Raw genomic sequence first — 15,469 nt, forward strand, 5'->3', positions numbered from 1 at the left:
CGGCCCGCCCCGCCGCCGACCCCGAAGCGGCCCGCACCGCGCACGACATGGCCGAACACGCCCTGCGCGACGCGTCGTCGGCCCGCGCCACCGCCGACGACCGCCGCACCGAACTGGCCAGGCTCTCCCGGCAGGCCGAGAGCGAGGTGCGCTCGCTCGGCCCGCTGCGCGAGGAGTACGACAGGGTGGCCCGGCTCGCCGGGCTCGCGGCGGGCACGTCCAGCGACAACGAACGCCGGATGCGCCTGGAGGCGTACGTGCTCGCCGCCCGGCTGGAACAGGTCGCGGCGGCGGCCACCGTACGGCTCCAGCGGATGTCCGCCGGGCGGTACGCGCTGCTGCACTCCGACGCCAGGGCGGCAGGACGGTCGCGCTCCGGGCTCGGCCTCCAGGTGGTCGACGCCTGGACCGGCAGCGCCCGCGACACCTCGACGCTCTCCGGCGGCGAGACCTTCTTCGCCTCCCTGGCCCTCGCGCTCGGCCTGGCCGACGTCGTCACCGACGAGGCGGGCGGCGTACGGCTCGACACCCTCTTCATCGACGAGGGTTTCGGCAGCCTGGACGACCAGACCCTGGACGAGGTCCTGGACGTCCTGGACTCGCTGCGCGAACGGGACCGCAGCGTCGGCATCGTCAGCCATGTCGCCGATCTGCGCCGCCGTATCCCGGCCCAGCTGGAGGTCGTCAAGGAGCGGCAGGGATCGACGATCCTCGCCCTGGACGCGGACCGGAACAGCGGCTGACCGGTCCGGCGGGCCTGACCGGACCGGTGTCCGAACTCCGGCTCAGCGGGCGCCGAGCGCGGTGAACAGCGCCGTGGCGTCGGCCCCGGCCGGCAGCCCGCTGACCTGACCGTCCCCGACCTCCACCACCCGCCATGCGCCGTCCTCGCGCAGCGCCATGTCCGTGGTCACGAACGGGCAGCCGAGCGTCTGTACGGCGGCGCCCACCGCGTCGAGTTCCGGCGTGGGAACCCGCTCCGGGGTGTCGGGATGCGCGGTGGTGAGCACCGGCTTGCCGTCCAGCCACCACACACGGGCCTCGCCGCCCGCCACGAACGGCTCGAAGGCGCGCAGCACCACACCGCCGGCCAGGAACTCCTCCTGGAGCGCGACGAAGCGGCCCACCACCGACACGAGCCCTGCCTGGTCGGTCAGTTCGGGGATGAAGCAGGCCTCGTCCCACTCGTGCTTGCGGGACTTGACGAAGTCCTTCACCACGCCGGGACCCGCGCCGAGCGGGGCCGCGAGCGCGCTGAGCGCCGCCGGCTCGGGCGGCGCGCCCGGTGGCCGCGCCTGCCAGACGCTGCGCGGGGTGAGCCCGGCGAAATCCGCGTACCAGCCGGGCAGTTCATGCGCGCGGTGGAACGCGGCCGCGTCGGTGAACAGCGCGCAGCCGCGCTCGGCGAGCCCGCGCTCCAGCGTCGCGTACACCTCGGGCGGCATCATCCAGCCCCGGTACCAGTACGTGCCCGAGTCACGCGGCACCCGGGCGAGCGCCGCGGCGGTGTCCCCGGCGAGCAGCGCGTCGTGGTCGACGAGCGCCACCCGTTCCGCCGACGACCTGGCCAGCGCCGATTCGGTGGCGAACGCCGGATCGGTCCGGCTGGCCCGCAGCGGATCGGAGCAGAGAAGGAAACCCATGTGTGATGCCACCCCCGAGTCGTATGGGAACTGCGGGCGGCCGGGCCCGGGACACCCCCCTGGGCCCGGCCGCCTCAGGTCGGCCTCAGCTCACAGCTTGGACAGCTCGTCCACGAGATCGTCGAGGCCGAGGGAGCCCTGCGACAGCGCCGCCATGTGCCAGGCCTTCGCGTCGAACGCGTCGCCGTGCCGCTTCTTGGCGTTCTCCCGGCCGAGCAGCCAGGCGCGCTCGCCCAGCTTGTAGCCGATGGCCTGGCCCGGCATCGACAGATAGCGGGTCAGCTCGCTCTCCACGAAGTCGGCGGGCCTGCCGCTGTGGTTGCCGAAGAATTCCTGCGCCAGCTCGGGCGTCCAGCGCTCGCCCGGGTGGAACGGCGACTCGGCCGGGATCTCCAGCTCCAGATGCATGCCGATGTCCACGATGACCCGGCAGGCACGCATCATCTGCGCGTCGAGATAGCCGAGCCTGCGCTCGGCGTCCGGCAGGAAGCCCAGCTCGTCCATGAGCCGCTCCGCGTACAGCGCCCAGCCCTCGGCGTTGGCGCTGACCATGCCGACCGTCGCCTGGTAGCGGGAGAGCTGGTCGGCGACATGCGTCCACTGCGCCAGCTGCAGATGATGGCCGGGCACCCCCTCGTGGTACCAGGTCGACACCAGGTCGTAGACCGGGAAGCGGGTCTCGCCCATGGTCGGCAGCCAGGTGCGGCCCGGGCGCGAGAAGTCCTCGGAGGGGGTGGTGTAGTACGGGGCGGCCGCGCCGCCCGCCGGGGCGATCCTGGCCTCCACCTTCCGTACCCGCTCGGCGAGTTCGAAGTGCGTGCCGTCCAGCGCCTCGATCGCCTCGTCCATCAGGCCCTGCAGCCACTCGCGGACCTCGTCGACGCCGTCGATGTGCTTGCCGTGCTCGTCGAGATGGGCGAGCGCCTCCCACGGGGTGGCGCCGGGCAGGATCTTCGCCGCTTCCTTCGTCATCTCGGCGAGCAGCCGGTGGTACTCGGCCCAGCCGTACGCGTAGGCCTCGCCCAGGTCGAGGTCGGTGCCGTTGAAGTAGCGCGACCAGCGGGCGTACCGCTCACGGCCGACGGTGTCCGGCGCGTCCTCGACGGCCGGCGCGTACACGTCGCGCAGCCAGTCGCGCAGTGCGACGACGGCGGCGGTGGCGCCTGCGCCCGCCGGTTCGAGTTCGGCGCGCAGCGAGTCGGGGCCAGTGGCGGCGAAGTCGTCGAACCAGCCGGTCTTGTCGCCCGCCCACTGGGTGAGCTGGTCGATCATGGTCGCGGTGGCGCGGGGGCCGCCCGGGAGCTTGCGGTCGAGGCCGAGGGCGAGCGAGGCACGGAACCCTTCGAGCGCGGCGGGTACGGCGCGCAGCCGGGCGGCGACGGCCGCCCAGTCGGCGTCCGTGTTCGTCGGGGTGACGGCGAAGACGTCGCGGATCGCGTGGGCGGGCGAGTGGATGTTGCTGACCGCGCGAAGCTCCTCGTCGGCTTCGTGGACGGCGAGTTCGGCGGTGAGGCGTTCGCGCAGCAGCCGGCCGCAGCGCACCTCCGCCTCACTGTCGGCGCCGGGCAGCTGCTGTGCGGCGTCGAGCCGGGCGAGGGTGGCGACGGCGAGATCCGCGAGGGCCTGCCGGCCGGCGGGGGAGTAGTCGGGAAGGCGGGCCGAACTCTCGGGGACGCCCAGAACGGTGCCGGTGATGGGGTCGAGTTCGATGAGTGCGTCGACGTAGGCGTCGGCGACCTGGCGGGGCAGCGCGCTGCCGGCTGTGTCTGACATGGGGACATCTTCTCGAACACGACCGGCCGCGTCACATCAATGCCGGTCGTTGGCTTGTCACACACCCTTGCCGGGTCCCTGTCAGGCACTCCACGCGAGCCCCGCCGCGCCGTCCCGCCGGGCGCCTAGCGCCGTCCGGAGTCCCCGTGCGGGGGCAGCGAGTGCACGGCTGTCGGGTCCAGCATGGCGGTGACGACCAGGGTGCCTTCCTCCACCTGGTAGTCCAGCGGCAGGCCCAGGCCGCGCATGGCGGCGACCATGCCCGTGTTGGACGACTGGGTGACGGCGTACACATGCGCGCAGCCGGCCTCGGCGGCCAGCTCCGTCAGCCGGGCGAGCAGGGCGGCGCCGATACCGCGCTGCTGGTAGGCGTCCTCGACCATCAGGGCGATCTCGGTTTCTTCGCCGTCCCACAGCAGATGGCCGAGAGCGACCAGTCGGCCCGACGTCGTGCAGACGGCGAGGGTCCGGCCGAACCGGGGCGAGAGCAGATGGGTGAGATAGCGGTCAGCGTCTCCGACCGGGCCGTGGTAGCGCAGCCCCAGGGTGCGCTCGGAGCAGCGCGCGTGCATGGCGAGGGCCGCTTCGAGGTCGTCCTCGTCCGCCCTGCGGACGGTGATCTCCTCGCCCTGCGGGAGGGTGAGCGGCTGCTGGCCGCGCGGGATCCGGGGGCCGAGCCGGGCGTCCAGCTCGACCAGGGCGCGGGCCCTGGCGAACTCGGTCGGTGTGAAGGGGAGATACGGGCGCTCCACGCCGATCGTGCCGCCGTTCGGGTCGCGCAGTCGCATCGACGTACCGTCCAGCACGCCTTCGACCGGCGCGAACTCGCCGGTCGGACGGCCGGTGACGGAGACGGCCGGCCGTGACGTTATGGTGCAGCGCCCCAGCAACTGGCGCAGGGCGAGGGGCAGTTCCGCCGCGTCCAGGGCGGTCCGGGTCGCCAGGCCGAGGACCCGGGTCGGGGTGTCGACCAGGTCATGGGCGTCGGCCCGCTCGATCCAGGTGCGGCAGCCGCCCGCCGCCGAGACGGTCGCGCTGAGGTCGCTCGCCTGGAGTGCGGCGGGGGAGCGCAGCAAGAACTCGTCGACGGTGCCGTCGGCCAGGGGATGCGTCTGGAGGGTCAGGATGTCGACGCGGTGCGTGGCGAGGGCCGTGCACAGCTTCGCGAGCGTGCCCGGCTCGTCCCGCACCGTCGTCCGCATCCGCCACAGCGCGGTCGGCTCGTCGGACGTGTCCGGCTCTTCGGCCGCCGCAGCCCGTTCCGGTGGGGCGTGACCGTGGCTGCGTGCCCACCAGGTGTGGAACGTGGCCGTGGCGACGAGCGCCACGGCCGAGGCCACCAGCAGGAAGACCCCGTCAGGGACATGCGCGATCGTGTTCGCGATGGCGTCCGCGACCGCCACCGCGGTGAACAGGGCGGCCAGCTCGACCAGATCCCGCCGCCAGTGGTGGGGGCGGCGGGAACTCTTCGCCGAAGTCACATCTGTCATGGGACCACTGTGACCGAGCGGTGTTTCGCGATCACGAACGGTTTGTGACTGATGGGTTAAGGATGGGTCTGTTTTAGTTTAGGCTGGTTTTAACCGTTTTTGGCGTGGAGTGATCGTTCCGCTGCCCCAACGCGGCCAGCAGCCGGGCCGCTTGAGCCGTCACCCGCGAACCACCGCCCCGCGCGGCCAGCGCGGCGAGACCGGTCGGCGCTTCGCCGGCGGCGCCGCAGCGCTCCACGCAGTCGGCCGCCACCGCCAGTATCTCCCCGAGCCCCGTCCGCTTGGTCCCCGGGGCCAACAGTGCGGGCAGAGCAGGGCAGATGACGGACCAGACGGTGCCGGCCGCGCCGCTCTCCGCCGCCGTACGGAGCGAGTCGGTGAGCCGGTTCAGCTTCACCGAGTCCTGGTCCACGAGCGCCCCCAGCCGCTCACCCAGCAGCTTCCCTTCGAGACCGCCACGGGCCGCCAGGATCAGCAGCCCGTCCACGGCCGCCAGCCGGTCACCGGGGTGCCGGGCACCGAGCCCGTACGCGAGCGCCAGATGGAGCGAGGGTCCCGGCCCCGGCAGCTCGGCGATCTCCGCCAGCACGGGCAGACACCACGTACCGCCCCGCTGCGCGTCCGCCGCGCAGCCCTCGACCCCGGGCAGCAGCCAGTGGGCCAGCACCTCGCTGTTCTCGGGCAGCACCGCGGGCCAGTTGGTGTTCCGGCCGCCGCTCCAGTGGTAGCAGTACCGCGCCACCTCGACGTCCGACCGGCCCAGCCAGTGGAACTCACGGGGGAAGTCCTTCTCGACCACCCGCCGTTCACGGGTACCGGCCAGCAGTCGGCGGGTCCTCGGCACCAGCCCTTCGCCACCTGCCGCAGAACCGACGGCTTTTTCGGAATCGTCACGGACCAGCGCGGGCACCGGTGTCCCCTCGCCGCTGAGCCAGTCGGCCAGCCGGCGCGCCTCGGGCGTGCCCAGCGCCGCGGCGGCGCGGGCAGTCTCCGGCCGGCCGCCGCGCCGCACCCGCAGCAGCGCCTGGGCGAAGTCGACCGGTGCGGGGGTGGCGCACAGCCGCTGGTACTCACGCAGCCGCTCCACGAGCACATCCGGATCCAGCGTCCCGGACTCCCAGGTCGGGGTGGCCAGCAGGAAGGGCAGCGGTCTTGTCCTGATCAGCGAAGCGACCTCCCGCAGCCGTGCGTTGAGCACACCGTCCAGCGCCTCGTGCGCACACCACTTGCCGTTCGCCGTCCACCGCGACTTCACGATCGTCAGCGTCCGCGCCGACACCTTCTCCAGCAACGCGGCGGCGACCAGGCCCACATCGGCCGCCCGTACGAACCACGAGTCGGAGCCGATCCGCGTCTCGCCCTTGAACCACCAACGGTCCGCCAGCGCGTCACGCAGCGCTGCGGTCAGCGCAGCCGTGTCCTGGTAGGCGAGCCTGACCAGCCCGTCGAGGGTCCGCTCGAACGACACGGTGTCACCGTCCCGCCCGCCGGACAGCACCACCACCTCCTCGACCACCTCGGCGACGGTCGAAGGCGCCGGAGCCAGCCGTACCGGCAGCGGCACGGGAGGCAGGATCTCCTCGTACGACACGAGGCCGGCGCCCGCCGCCGGCTGCTCGCCGAACAGCTCGACCGCCCGCGCCCGGTGGACCGGGCTCAGCAGCGCGGCCGACGCCGCCACCGCCTGCCGGGACTCCTCGCCCACGTCGGCGAGACAACGCGCCACCAGCTTCAGCGCACGCTCCTGGACGTCGGTGTCCTGATGCCCGAACGCCGCATCGGCCAGCACCGGCAGCAACTCGTCAGCGGCGCCGCGGTCGCTTCGCAGGACCTTGCCGACGAGCACCAACTGGGCCCGCACCAGCTTCTTCTCCGGCCGGAACAGCACCGACCCGGTCATGTCGGCCAGGCTGCGGACCGGCAGCGCGCCGTCGGCCGCGATCCGGGCGAGCACCCCATGGGCGTAGCCCGCGACCGCCGAAGGACCGTCGGCGGCCATCCCGATCCAGTCGGCCGTGTGCGCCGTCTCCTCCGCCGGGCTCAGCCCCAGCCGCCTGGCCACATTGAGGAAGAAGACCTGTTCGCGCGGCCGGCCCCCGCGCAGCAGCCGGGCCACGCAGGCGTCCACCAGCATGTCCCGCTCGACCACCCCCTCCTCGGCCAGGACCGCCAGCAGCGAAGGCCAGTGGTCCGGGTCCTGCGCGTCGGTGCGCCAGCTGATGCCGTTGGGCAGCTCGGCCAGCTCGAAGAGCCGCGGCACGAACGCTGTCACGTGCGTGTCCTTGCGCAGCCCGCCGAGCAGGGACCGCTCGCGGTCCCCGACCGTGTCGGCCCAGCCCCGGACCACCGCGTCCGTGTCCGGCAGCGGCGTGCCGGCCCGCTCGCTCAGCTCCCGGATGAGGGAGAAGTCGTCCTCCGCCGTCGAGTTGCGCTCGGCGAGCCTGCGGGCCACTTCGCCGAGCCAGGCAGGATCACGGTCGGCGAGCAGATCGGCCAGGCCCCAGGGCGCCCGGTCGCCATTACGCAGATCGCGGGCCCCGATCCAGGCGGCGGCCGCCGCCGCCCCCGTCAGACAGCCGGCACCCGCCACCAGCAGGGCGCGCTGCACCCGCGACCGCTCCCGCCAGCGGTCCCAGTGCCAGCCGCGCACCTCGGAGCGCAGCGCCTTCAGCTCCGCGAGCGCCGCCTTGCGGTCCGCCGGTGTCAGGGGCTTGACCAGCCCGGGAACGGACTCGTGGTCACCGGCCCGCACCGCGTCAAGAAGCTCACTCATCGCGCACCGCCCGAGACCAGAACCGCGCCGCGGCGCGCCATCCGGACGGCCAGCGCGTGCTTGCACGGACCGCGCCCGCCCCGGTGCCCCGCCCACCAGGCGCAGGTGCAGCTGAGGACACCCGCCGCCTCCCGCACCTGGTAGCGCCGCTCGCCCGAGGCCACCGACGCCAGCTCGCCTTCGAGCCGTACGGCCCCCTCGGCGATCAGCGCACGCGCGGCGGCCAGCCGTGGGTTGTGCCGCTCGACCCGGCCGGCGTCGTAGGGCAGCTCGCGGTGGAAGTACGCGGCGTCCGCGATGTCGTACCCGACCCGGCCCGCCGAGCCCAGCCTGGTCAGCGCCGCGCGCACCCGCGCCACGCTCAGCCCGGCGCGCACCGCGAGATCAGCCGGTTCGATGGCCGGCTCCCAGGCCAGCAGTACGGACACCAGCTCGGCGTCCTCGGCCGACTCGTCGGCGGCCAGCGCCTCCAGCACTCCGCCCTCACCGGAGAAGCCGCGCGCCACCTCGGGCGACAGCGTCAGCGTGAGCCGCATCCCCGGCAGCGTCACCTCCCACGCGCTCGCCGTGGCTGCGCCGTCGGCCACCGGCCCGTACACCCGCAGCGCCGTCGCGTCCCGCAGCACCCGCTGGAGCGCGGCCAGCCGCTCCGGGCCCGGCAGACAGACGGCGCCGGGCACGGGACGCGACGTCGGGCGCAGGGTACGGCCGGCGGGTATCACCCACATCGCGCCGCGCGAAGCGCCGCCCGACCGGCCCGAAGGGCGCGGCAGGGACCGCAGGAAGCGCACCGCTTCAGCGGCGGACAGCTCGGCCCGCAGGTCGAACGCGGCGGAAGCCACCTGCGCCTCGGCGAACCCGCGCAGCCACCGGTCGGGCAGCGGCACCTTCTTCTCGACCACAGGACCGTCGAGCGTCGTCACCGCCATCTCGTCAGGGCCCACCCGCAGATGCAGCGGATCGTCGCCCGCCAGCCGGGAAAGCGCCTCACGCAGGGGGTTGTTCACATCCACATTGGTCGTGCCGTGGCCGGTGTCCGCGCCGTCGAGACCGGCGCGCAGCACATCGAGCCTGGCGTACACACCGCAGCACCCGGAGAACGACTCGAAACGCAACCGGTCCCCGTTGCCCGTGACCACCGGGTCGAGCGAGGCACGGAGCATCGGCTGGTAGTAGCGCGCTGCCGCCACATCGGCGACCGCGAGCAGCCCCTGCGCCGCCGTCCGCGGCGAGGTCAGAAAACCGGTGAAGAACTGGGGATGCGCCTGCGCCCCACGGGGCGTCAGACCGCCCGAAGTCTCCAGACCGAGCAACTGGCCGTCAGGCGCGCTCTCCAGCGCGGACGGACGGGAATAGGCGAGTGCCTGCATGGATCGCGTCATGGGGAAGACGCTAGAGCCAGGCACTGACAATCGGCCCGCGGCGAGCGCCGGTGCTCGTTCGCAAGGCCGAGGACCATCGGCCGATCGACGTGGTGATCGTCCGCCGCCTACGGTGGCGGCAGGCAGCACCCGTACCACCGAAGAGACGAACGGAGCCCCGCATGCCGATCGGCGGCCAGGCGCACATCAGGATCGCCCGCCCCTCCAGGGACCTCGCCGCCGCCGAACGGTTCTGGGTGTCGGGCCTCGGCCTCACCCCCGTCTACCGCGCCGAGGGCGGCGAAGCGCCCGGCGAGCACGCCCTGCTGATGCTGGGCTGGCCGGACGCGGGCTGGCATCTCGAACTCGTCCACGAGCCGGCCGCGCCCGTCGAGCCGCGTCCCACCGAGGAGGACCTGCTGGTGATCTATCTGGCCGGTGCGGTGCCCGACGAACTGGTCGCCAGGCTGGTGGAGCACGGCGGCCGGCGGGTCGCGTCGCCCAACCCGTACTGGAACGAGTGGGGCGTGACGATCGAGGACCCGGACGGCTACCGGCTCGTTCTCAGCGTGCGCGACTGGTCCAACTCCTGATCTCAGCGCGCCGCGCCGCCCGTCCCCCTGCCCGCCGCCCCGGCCAGCGTCCGCACCCCGCGCACGATCTCGGCCGGGGTGAGCTGTGCGTACCCCATGACCAGCCGTACGGAGCCGTCGGCGGCCGCTGACCACCCGCGCCCCGCCGCCCCGCACTCCGCCAGCGTCCGCAGCGCGACGCCCGCCCCTGCGGCCCGGCGCACGAACGCGTCCTCGGGGCCGTAACGCGCGGGCAGCCGGGCGATGATGTGCAGCCCGGCGGCGATCCCCGACACCTCCGTGCCGGGGAAGTGCTCCGCCAGCGCCGCCACCAGTGTGTCGCGCCGCTCCCGGTACGCCCGCTGGCAGCGGCGCAACTGCCGGTCGTAGCCGCCCCCTTGGACGAAGTCGGCGAGTACGGCCTGGTCCAGCGCCGGATTGCCCAGGTCCATCGTCCGCTTGCGCTCGACGAGTTCGTCCAGCAGCTCACGCGGCGCCACCAGCCAGCCCAGCCGCAGCCCCGGGGCCAGCGACTTGCTCACAGAGCCGGTGTAGACGACGCGTTCCGGATCGAGCCCCTGCAACGCGCCCACCGGGGCCCGGTCGTAGCGGAAGTCGCCGTCGTAGTCGTCCTCCACGACGAAACCGGCCACGGACCGGGCCCAGTCGAGGAGTTCGGCCCTGCGCTCCGCCGAGTACGCGATGCCGGTGGGGAACTGGTGGGCGGGCGTGGTCACCACGGCACGTACCCCGGACCGTCCCAACTGGCTCGGATCGAGGCCGGATTCGTCCAGCGGCAGCGGTACGGCGCCGAGCCCCGCCGACGCGAACAGCGCCGCGTGTTCGGGGCTGCCCGGGTCCTCAAGACCCACCGTCCGCAGCCCCCGCCCGTGCAGCACGAACCCCAGCAGTGTCATCGCCTGCGCGACCCCCGAGCATACGATCAGCCGCTCCGGGTCGGCCGCCACCCCGCGCCGTCTGGCCAGCAGCGCCGCCAGTGCCGTACGCAGCTCAGGCAGCCCGCGCGGATCGGGGTAGCCCAGTACGTGGTGGGGCAGCCGGGCCAGCACCGCCTTGTGCGCCGCCGCCCAGGCCGTACGCGGGAAGAGTGAGAGATCAGGGGTGCCGGGCCGGAAGTCCGCGGAGGCCACCGGAGCGCGCGGCGCCAGATCGCGGGCCGGCAGCGCCGCGGCTCTCGTGGCTCCGCCCACCCAGGTGCCCGCGCCCCGGCCGCTGCGCAAGTACCCCTCGGCCGTGAGCTGTTCGTACGCCTCGGTGACCAGACCGCGTGACACCCGCAGATCGGCGGCGAGTTCACGGCTCGACGGCAGCCGGGTGCCTGCCGTCAGCCGCCCGGACCGCACCGCGTCACGGAGCGCCGACTGCAGGGCGCGCCCCCGGCCGCGCTGCGGCGCCGCCACGGCAGGCAGCAGCAGTTCCCAGGCCACGGTGCGCGCATTGGTCCCCGATGGTGCCATGGGAATGGACCTTAAACCGGACCGCCGTGATCCTTAGCGTCGGTGCCATGACAGCCACCTCCGTACGCGGGGCGCTCCTCGCGGCCTTCGCCTGTGTCCTCGTCGGCGCCTCCTTCACCGCCAACAGCCTGCTGGGCGACTACCCGTACGCGGCGGGCCAGGCCCTGCGCTACGGCGTCGCCTGCCTGCTGCTCCTGCCGCTGACCGGCCGGCCCGCCCTGGCCACGCTGCGTACCCTCACCGCCCGGCAGTGGGGCAGGATCGCCGCGCTCGCCGCCGTCGGCATGGTCGGGTTCAACCTGGCGATCCTGGCCGCCGAGCGCACCGCCGAACCCGCCGTCCCCGGTGTCTTCGTCGGCTGCGCGCCGGTCGTGGTCGCCGTACTGCTCCCGCTGCTGAACCGGCGCCGGCCCACCACGCCTGTCGTCTCCGGCGCGCTGCTGGTGGCCGCCGGTGCCTGTGTCGTCCAGGGCTGGGGCCGTACGGATCTGCCGGGCATCGTCTGGTCGGTCGGCGCGCTGGCGGGCGAGACGGGGTTCGCCGTCATCGCCGTACCCGTCCTGCGACCGCTCGGTCCGCTCGGTCCGCGACTGCTGTCCACCGCCGTCTGCGGGGTCGCCGCGGTGCAGGCGGCGCTGGTCTCCGCCGTCGTGGACGGCGGGCCGCCGCCGCTGCCGACGGGGGTGGAGACCGTGGCGCTGCTCTGGCAGGCGGTCGTGGTGACCGTCGTCGGCTTCCTCTGCTGGTACCTGGGTCTGCAGCGGATCGGCGCCGAGCGGGCCACGCTCTTCTCCGGCCTCATCCCCGTGTCGGCCGCGCTCTCGGCGCCCCTGGTGGGCACGGGCTCGTACGGCGTCGCACAGACGGCGGGGAGTCTGCTCGTCGGAGCGGGAGTCGCGCTGGGCTCCGGGGTGCTCACAGGACGGGTACGTGCAGGAAGGACCGCGTACGACGGCCGGGGGATTGGTCTTGACCAAAGGGTTGAGCCGCCCTATCGTCATTAGTTAGTGCAGGAACCTTTAATAAACAAGGGCACGGAAAACCCGCCGGGGACACGGCGATTGCGGAGGATCAGGGTGGGGACCACGCAGCTGGAAACGGTGCCGGAGCCGAAGTACTGGCATCTGAAGACCGTGCTCGCAGAAGCGCTCGACACCGACTTCGCCGTGGGGGAGGTGCTGCCCAACGAGCGCGAACTCGCCGCCAGGTTCGGCGTGGCGCGCGCCACCCTCCGGCAGGCGCTGGAACAGCTGGAGCTGGAAGGCAGGCTGCAGCGCCGGCGCGGGGTCGGTACCACCGTCGCCCCGCCGCGCGTCGGCGTGGACGTCTCCACCGCCCAGCACGAATGGCCCGGCGCCGACCAGGACGCCTGGCAGCCCATCGGCTGTGTGACGGAACCGGCGCCGACCGCCGTGGCCAAGCTGCTCGACTCGCCGTCCGGCGAAGAGGTCCATGTCGTACGGCGCATCCGGGTCACCCACGGCCAGTCCGTGGCCGCCGAGTTGCTGTACGTACCCGCCTCGTCCGTGCCGGGACTGTCCGCCATAGACACCCCGTCAGGGCCCGCGAGGGCCCGCGCCGTGCTGCGTGAGTTGCAGCATCTGGGGCTCGAAGGCCAGGACCGCGCCGTGGAGCTGGGCTCGGCCCGCGCCGACGACGCCAGGGAGCTCGACCGGCTGCCCGGCGCCCCCGTCCTCGTCGTCACCACCCGCTACATCGCCGAAGGCCGCACGGCCGCCGTGTCGATGGCCACCTACCGCGCGGACACCTGCCGGCTCACCTTCGGTGACTCCGGTGACCTGCAGATCACCGACCAGCCCCCGGAGCGCCAGGCGTCCTGACCTCCTGCCGGGCGGTCGCAACGACCCTCAACAGCGTCGTCGCACAACTGCCTTGCCGCACAACTGTCTTGCCCCATACGGCCCGTCCGCACTCAGCGGCGGGCCGTCACTGTTCCCTCCACGGCGAACAGCTGCTCCTCGACATGGTCGAGGGCCAGCCGCAACGCACCTGTCGCCACCGCGGCCTCGCCGAGCAGCGAGAGCGTCACCCGCGGTGGCCGCAGACAGTAACGCGACAACTCGCCGCGCAGCGGCTCCAGTACGCCGTCGAGCCCGGCCGCCCAGCCGCCGATCACGACCAGTTCGGGATCGAGCGCGAGCACCAGCGCGGCCACGTCGTGCACCAGCCGCTGGATGAACCGCTCCATGGCCTCCTGCGCCCGCTCGTCGCCCTGCTTGGCGAGAGCGAAGACCTTGGCCACCGCGTGCTCGTCCAGCGGGTGCAGCGGCTCGTCCGTGGTCGACAGCAGTGTTTCCGGTGTGGCCTCACGGCCCAGCAGATGCAGTGCGCCGATCTCACCGGCCGCGCCGCCGAAACCGCGGTGCAGCCGTCCGCCGATCAGCGCGCCCGCGCCCGGACTCAGCCCGGCCAGCACGAAGACGATGTCGTCGGAGTCGGTGGCGGCGCCCTTCCACTGCTCGGCCACGGCCGCCGCGTTCGCGTCGTTCTCCACCAGGACCGGACATCGGAACGAGCGGCGCAGCCGCTCCCCGAGCGCGAGTCCCGTCCACTGCGGCAGCGCCGTACCGAGCCGTACGGTCCCGTCCGCCTCCACGATGCCGGGGCTGCCCACCCCGACCGCCCGCAGCGAACTGCGGGCCACACCGGCCCGCCGCAGCACATCGGCGACGACCGCCCTGACCCGGTCGAGCCGCTCGTCGGCGCAGGCCGTCTCCGTCACCTCGCGCGACCCCGCGCCGATGATCCGGCCGTCAAGACCCGACAGCAGGGCGGCCACCCGGTGCGGACCGATCTCGATGCCGAGCAGATGCCCCGCCTCGGCCCGGAAGCGGAACCGGCGCGCGGGCCGCCCCTGCTTACGGGTCTCGCCCTCCTCCGGCGCCGTCTCGACGACGAGCCCCGCCTCGATGAGCCCTTCGATCACACCTTCGACCGTGGGCCTGGACAGCCCGGTGATCCGGGTCAGATCCGTCAGGGTGGGGGACTCGGCGCCGCGCAGGGCGTGCAGCACGACGGCGGAGTTGATCCTCCGCAGCAGGGAAGGGTCTCCGCCGGTCAACCGCCCCACGGTGTGCCCTCCCAGCTCGTACAGGTGTGTCCGGATGCTACTCGTTGGTTGCGTACCGGGCGAGTGCCGATGGAGGGTAGGCGAATATCAACCGTCGAACGATCCGGAGGATCACCCATGCCGCAGGACGAAGATCCCGTTGTCAGCCCTTCCGGCTGGGTCGCGGACCAGGCCAGGCTGTACGCCGAATCGGACGGGGCCGAGGGCGGCGACTTCAAGGGTTCGCCGTGTCTGCTGCTCGACTACCGGGGCCGGCGGACCGGCCAGTGGCGCCGTACGGTCCTCATCTACGGCCGGGACGGCGACGACTGCCTGATCGTCGCCTCCAAGGGCGGCGCCGACGAACACCCGCTCTGGTACGTCAACTTGGCGGACAACCCGGATGTACGCGTGCAGGTCGGCGCCGAGCGGTTCGCCGCACACGCCGAGACGCTGCCGGCCGACGAGAAGGCGCGGGTGTGGCCAGGACTGGTCGACGTCTACCCGCCGTACGCCGACTACCAGCTCAAGACCGAACGGGACATCCCCGTGGTCCGGCTGCGCCGCGTGGCCGGCTGAGCACAACCACCCTCCGCCTTGGTGGTCAGCTCTGCCCCCCCGGTGGTCAGCGCGGCGCGACGAACCCCGACTCGTACGCCGTGATGACCGCCTGGGTGCGGTCCCGCGCCCCCAACTTCGCGAGGACCGCGCTCACATGGGACTTCACCGTCTCCGCGCCCACCACCAGCCGCCTGGCGATCTCCGCGTTCGTCAGCCCCTGGGCCATCAGCCGCAGCACGTCCGCCTCACGGCCGGTCAGCCCGGCGGCGGCCAGCCCCCTGCGCGCCTCGGCGTTGCCGTACTCCGCGGCGAGTGAGCGCACAGCGGCGGGGAACAGCAGCGAGTCGCCCTCCGCGATCAGCCGCACGGCATGCACGATCTCGGCCGGGCGGGCGCGCTTGAGCAGAAAGCCGTCGGCGCCCGCCCGCAGCGCCCGGTAGACGTACTCGTCGTTCTCGAAGGTCGTGACGACCAGGATCTTCGGCGGCGGCGACACCGTCCGCAGGACCGCCCTGGTCGCCTCGATCCCGTCCATCAGCGGCATCCGCACGTCCATCGCCACCACATCGGGACGCAAGGAGCGCACCAGCGGGATCACGGCGGCGCCGTCCGCCGCCTCGCCGACCACGGTGATGTCGGGCTGCGCCTCCAGCACGGCCCGCAGCCCCGCGCGGACCAGCGGCTCGTCGTCCACCAGCAGCACGGTCACCGTCATGCCCGCACCCCGGCGGCCCTGCCGTCCAGTGCG

The 15,469-nt window shown here is 73.3% G+C and carries 13 protein-coding genes; 5 read left to right on the forward strand and 8 right to left on the reverse strand.

Annotated features, from left to right (window positions below):
* Positions 1–743, forward strand: a 743-nt coding sequence (locus tag HY68_RS30450; protein ID WP_041997882.1) for an SbcC/MukB-like Walker B domain-containing protein, incomplete at its 5' end; no start/stop codon positions are given.
* 42 nt (positions 744–785) lie between these two features.
* Here the strand turns inward: HY68_RS30450 and HY68_RS30455 are convergent.
* From HY68_RS30455 to HY68_RS30475, 5 genes are all read right to left on the reverse strand, one after another.
* Positions 786–1,643 (reverse strand): ATP-grasp domain-containing protein, encoded by an 858-nt coding sequence (locus HY68_RS30455; protein ID WP_041997883.1) that lies wholly within the window; start codon positions 1,641–1,643, stop codon positions 786–788.
* A gap of 90 nt (positions 1,644–1,733) precedes the next feature.
* Positions 1,734–3,416, reverse strand: a complete 1,683-nt coding sequence (locus HY68_RS30460; RefSeq protein WP_041997885.1) for a DUF885 domain-containing protein — start codon at positions 3,414–3,416, stop codon at positions 1,734–1,736.
* 125 nt (positions 3,417–3,541) lie between these two features.
* Positions 3,542–4,906 carry a GNAT family N-acetyltransferase gene (locus HY68_RS30465; protein WP_041997887.1) on the reverse strand — a complete coding sequence of 455 codons (1,365 nt, stop codon included), beginning with the start codon at positions 4,904–4,906 and terminating at the stop codon, positions 3,542–3,544.
* A gap of 73 nt (positions 4,907–4,979) precedes the next feature.
* Positions 4,980–7,679: a DUF6493 family protein gene (locus tag HY68_RS30470; protein WP_041997889.1), complete on the reverse strand. Its 2,700-nt coding sequence runs from the start codon at positions 7,677–7,679 to the stop codon at positions 4,980–4,982.
* Positions 7,676–9,061, reverse strand: coding sequence for an SWIM zinc finger family protein (locus HY68_RS30475; RefSeq protein ID WP_198533453.1), 1,386 nt, complete (start codon positions 9,059–9,061; stop codon positions 7,676–7,678). The genes HY68_RS30470 and HY68_RS30475 overlap by 4 nt, the downstream gene beginning before the upstream one ends.
* A 161-nt stretch (positions 9,062–9,222) precedes the next feature.
* Here HY68_RS30475 and HY68_RS30480 point away from each other — a divergent pair, with 161 nt between their 5' ends.
* A complete protein-coding gene (locus tag HY68_RS30480; protein WP_041997893.1) occupies positions 9,223–9,633 on the forward strand; it encodes a VOC family protein in 411 nt (136 codons plus the stop codon).
* 2 nt (positions 9,634–9,635) lie between these two features.
* Here HY68_RS30480 and HY68_RS30485 read toward each other — a convergent pair whose 3' ends face one another.
* Positions 9,636–11,090, reverse strand: a complete 1,455-nt coding sequence (locus HY68_RS30485) for a PLP-dependent aminotransferase family protein (RefSeq protein WP_041997895.1) — start codon at positions 11,088–11,090, stop codon at positions 9,636–9,638.
* A gap of 47 nt (positions 11,091–11,137) precedes the next feature.
* Between HY68_RS30485 and HY68_RS30490 the strand changes: the two genes are divergently transcribed.
* Entirely contained in the window at positions 11,138–12,094 is a 957-nt protein-coding gene (locus HY68_RS30490) for a DMT family transporter (protein WP_041997897.1), read from the forward strand.
* Between the two features lie 72 nt (positions 12,095–12,166).
* The gene (locus HY68_RS30495) at positions 12,167–12,931 is read left to right on the forward strand and encodes a GntR family transcriptional regulator (protein WP_041997899.1); all 765 of its coding nucleotides are present in this window, start codon (positions 12,167–12,169) and stop codon (positions 12,929–12,931) included.
* A gap of 92 nt (positions 12,932–13,023) precedes the next feature.
* On the opposite strand, the gene HY68_RS30500 is transcribed toward HY68_RS30495, so the two are convergent.
* The gene (locus tag HY68_RS30500) at positions 13,024–14,181 is read right to left on the reverse strand and encodes an ROK family transcriptional regulator (RefSeq protein WP_041997902.1); all 1,158 of its coding nucleotides are present in this window, start codon (positions 14,179–14,181) and stop codon (positions 13,024–13,026) included.
* Between the two features lie 117 nt (positions 14,182–14,298).
* Between HY68_RS30500 and HY68_RS30505 the strand changes: the two genes are divergently transcribed.
* Positions 14,299–14,739: a nitroreductase family deazaflavin-dependent oxidoreductase gene (locus tag HY68_RS30505; RefSeq protein WP_041997904.1), complete on the forward strand. Its 441-nt coding sequence runs from the start codon at positions 14,299–14,301 to the stop codon at positions 14,737–14,739.
* 46 nt (positions 14,740–14,785) lie between these two features.
* On the opposite strand, the gene HY68_RS30510 is transcribed toward HY68_RS30505, so the two are convergent.
* The gene (locus HY68_RS30510) at positions 14,786–15,436 is read right to left on the reverse strand and encodes a response regulator transcription factor (RefSeq protein ID WP_041997906.1); all 651 of its coding nucleotides are present in this window, start codon (positions 15,434–15,436) and stop codon (positions 14,786–14,788) included.
* Between the last annotated feature and the right edge of the window lie 33 nt (positions 15,437–15,469).

Source organism: Streptomyces sp. AcH 505, assembly GCF_000818175.1.
In the GTDB taxonomy this organism is placed as follows: Bacteria; Actinomycetota; Actinomycetes; order Streptomycetales; family Streptomycetaceae; genus Streptomyces.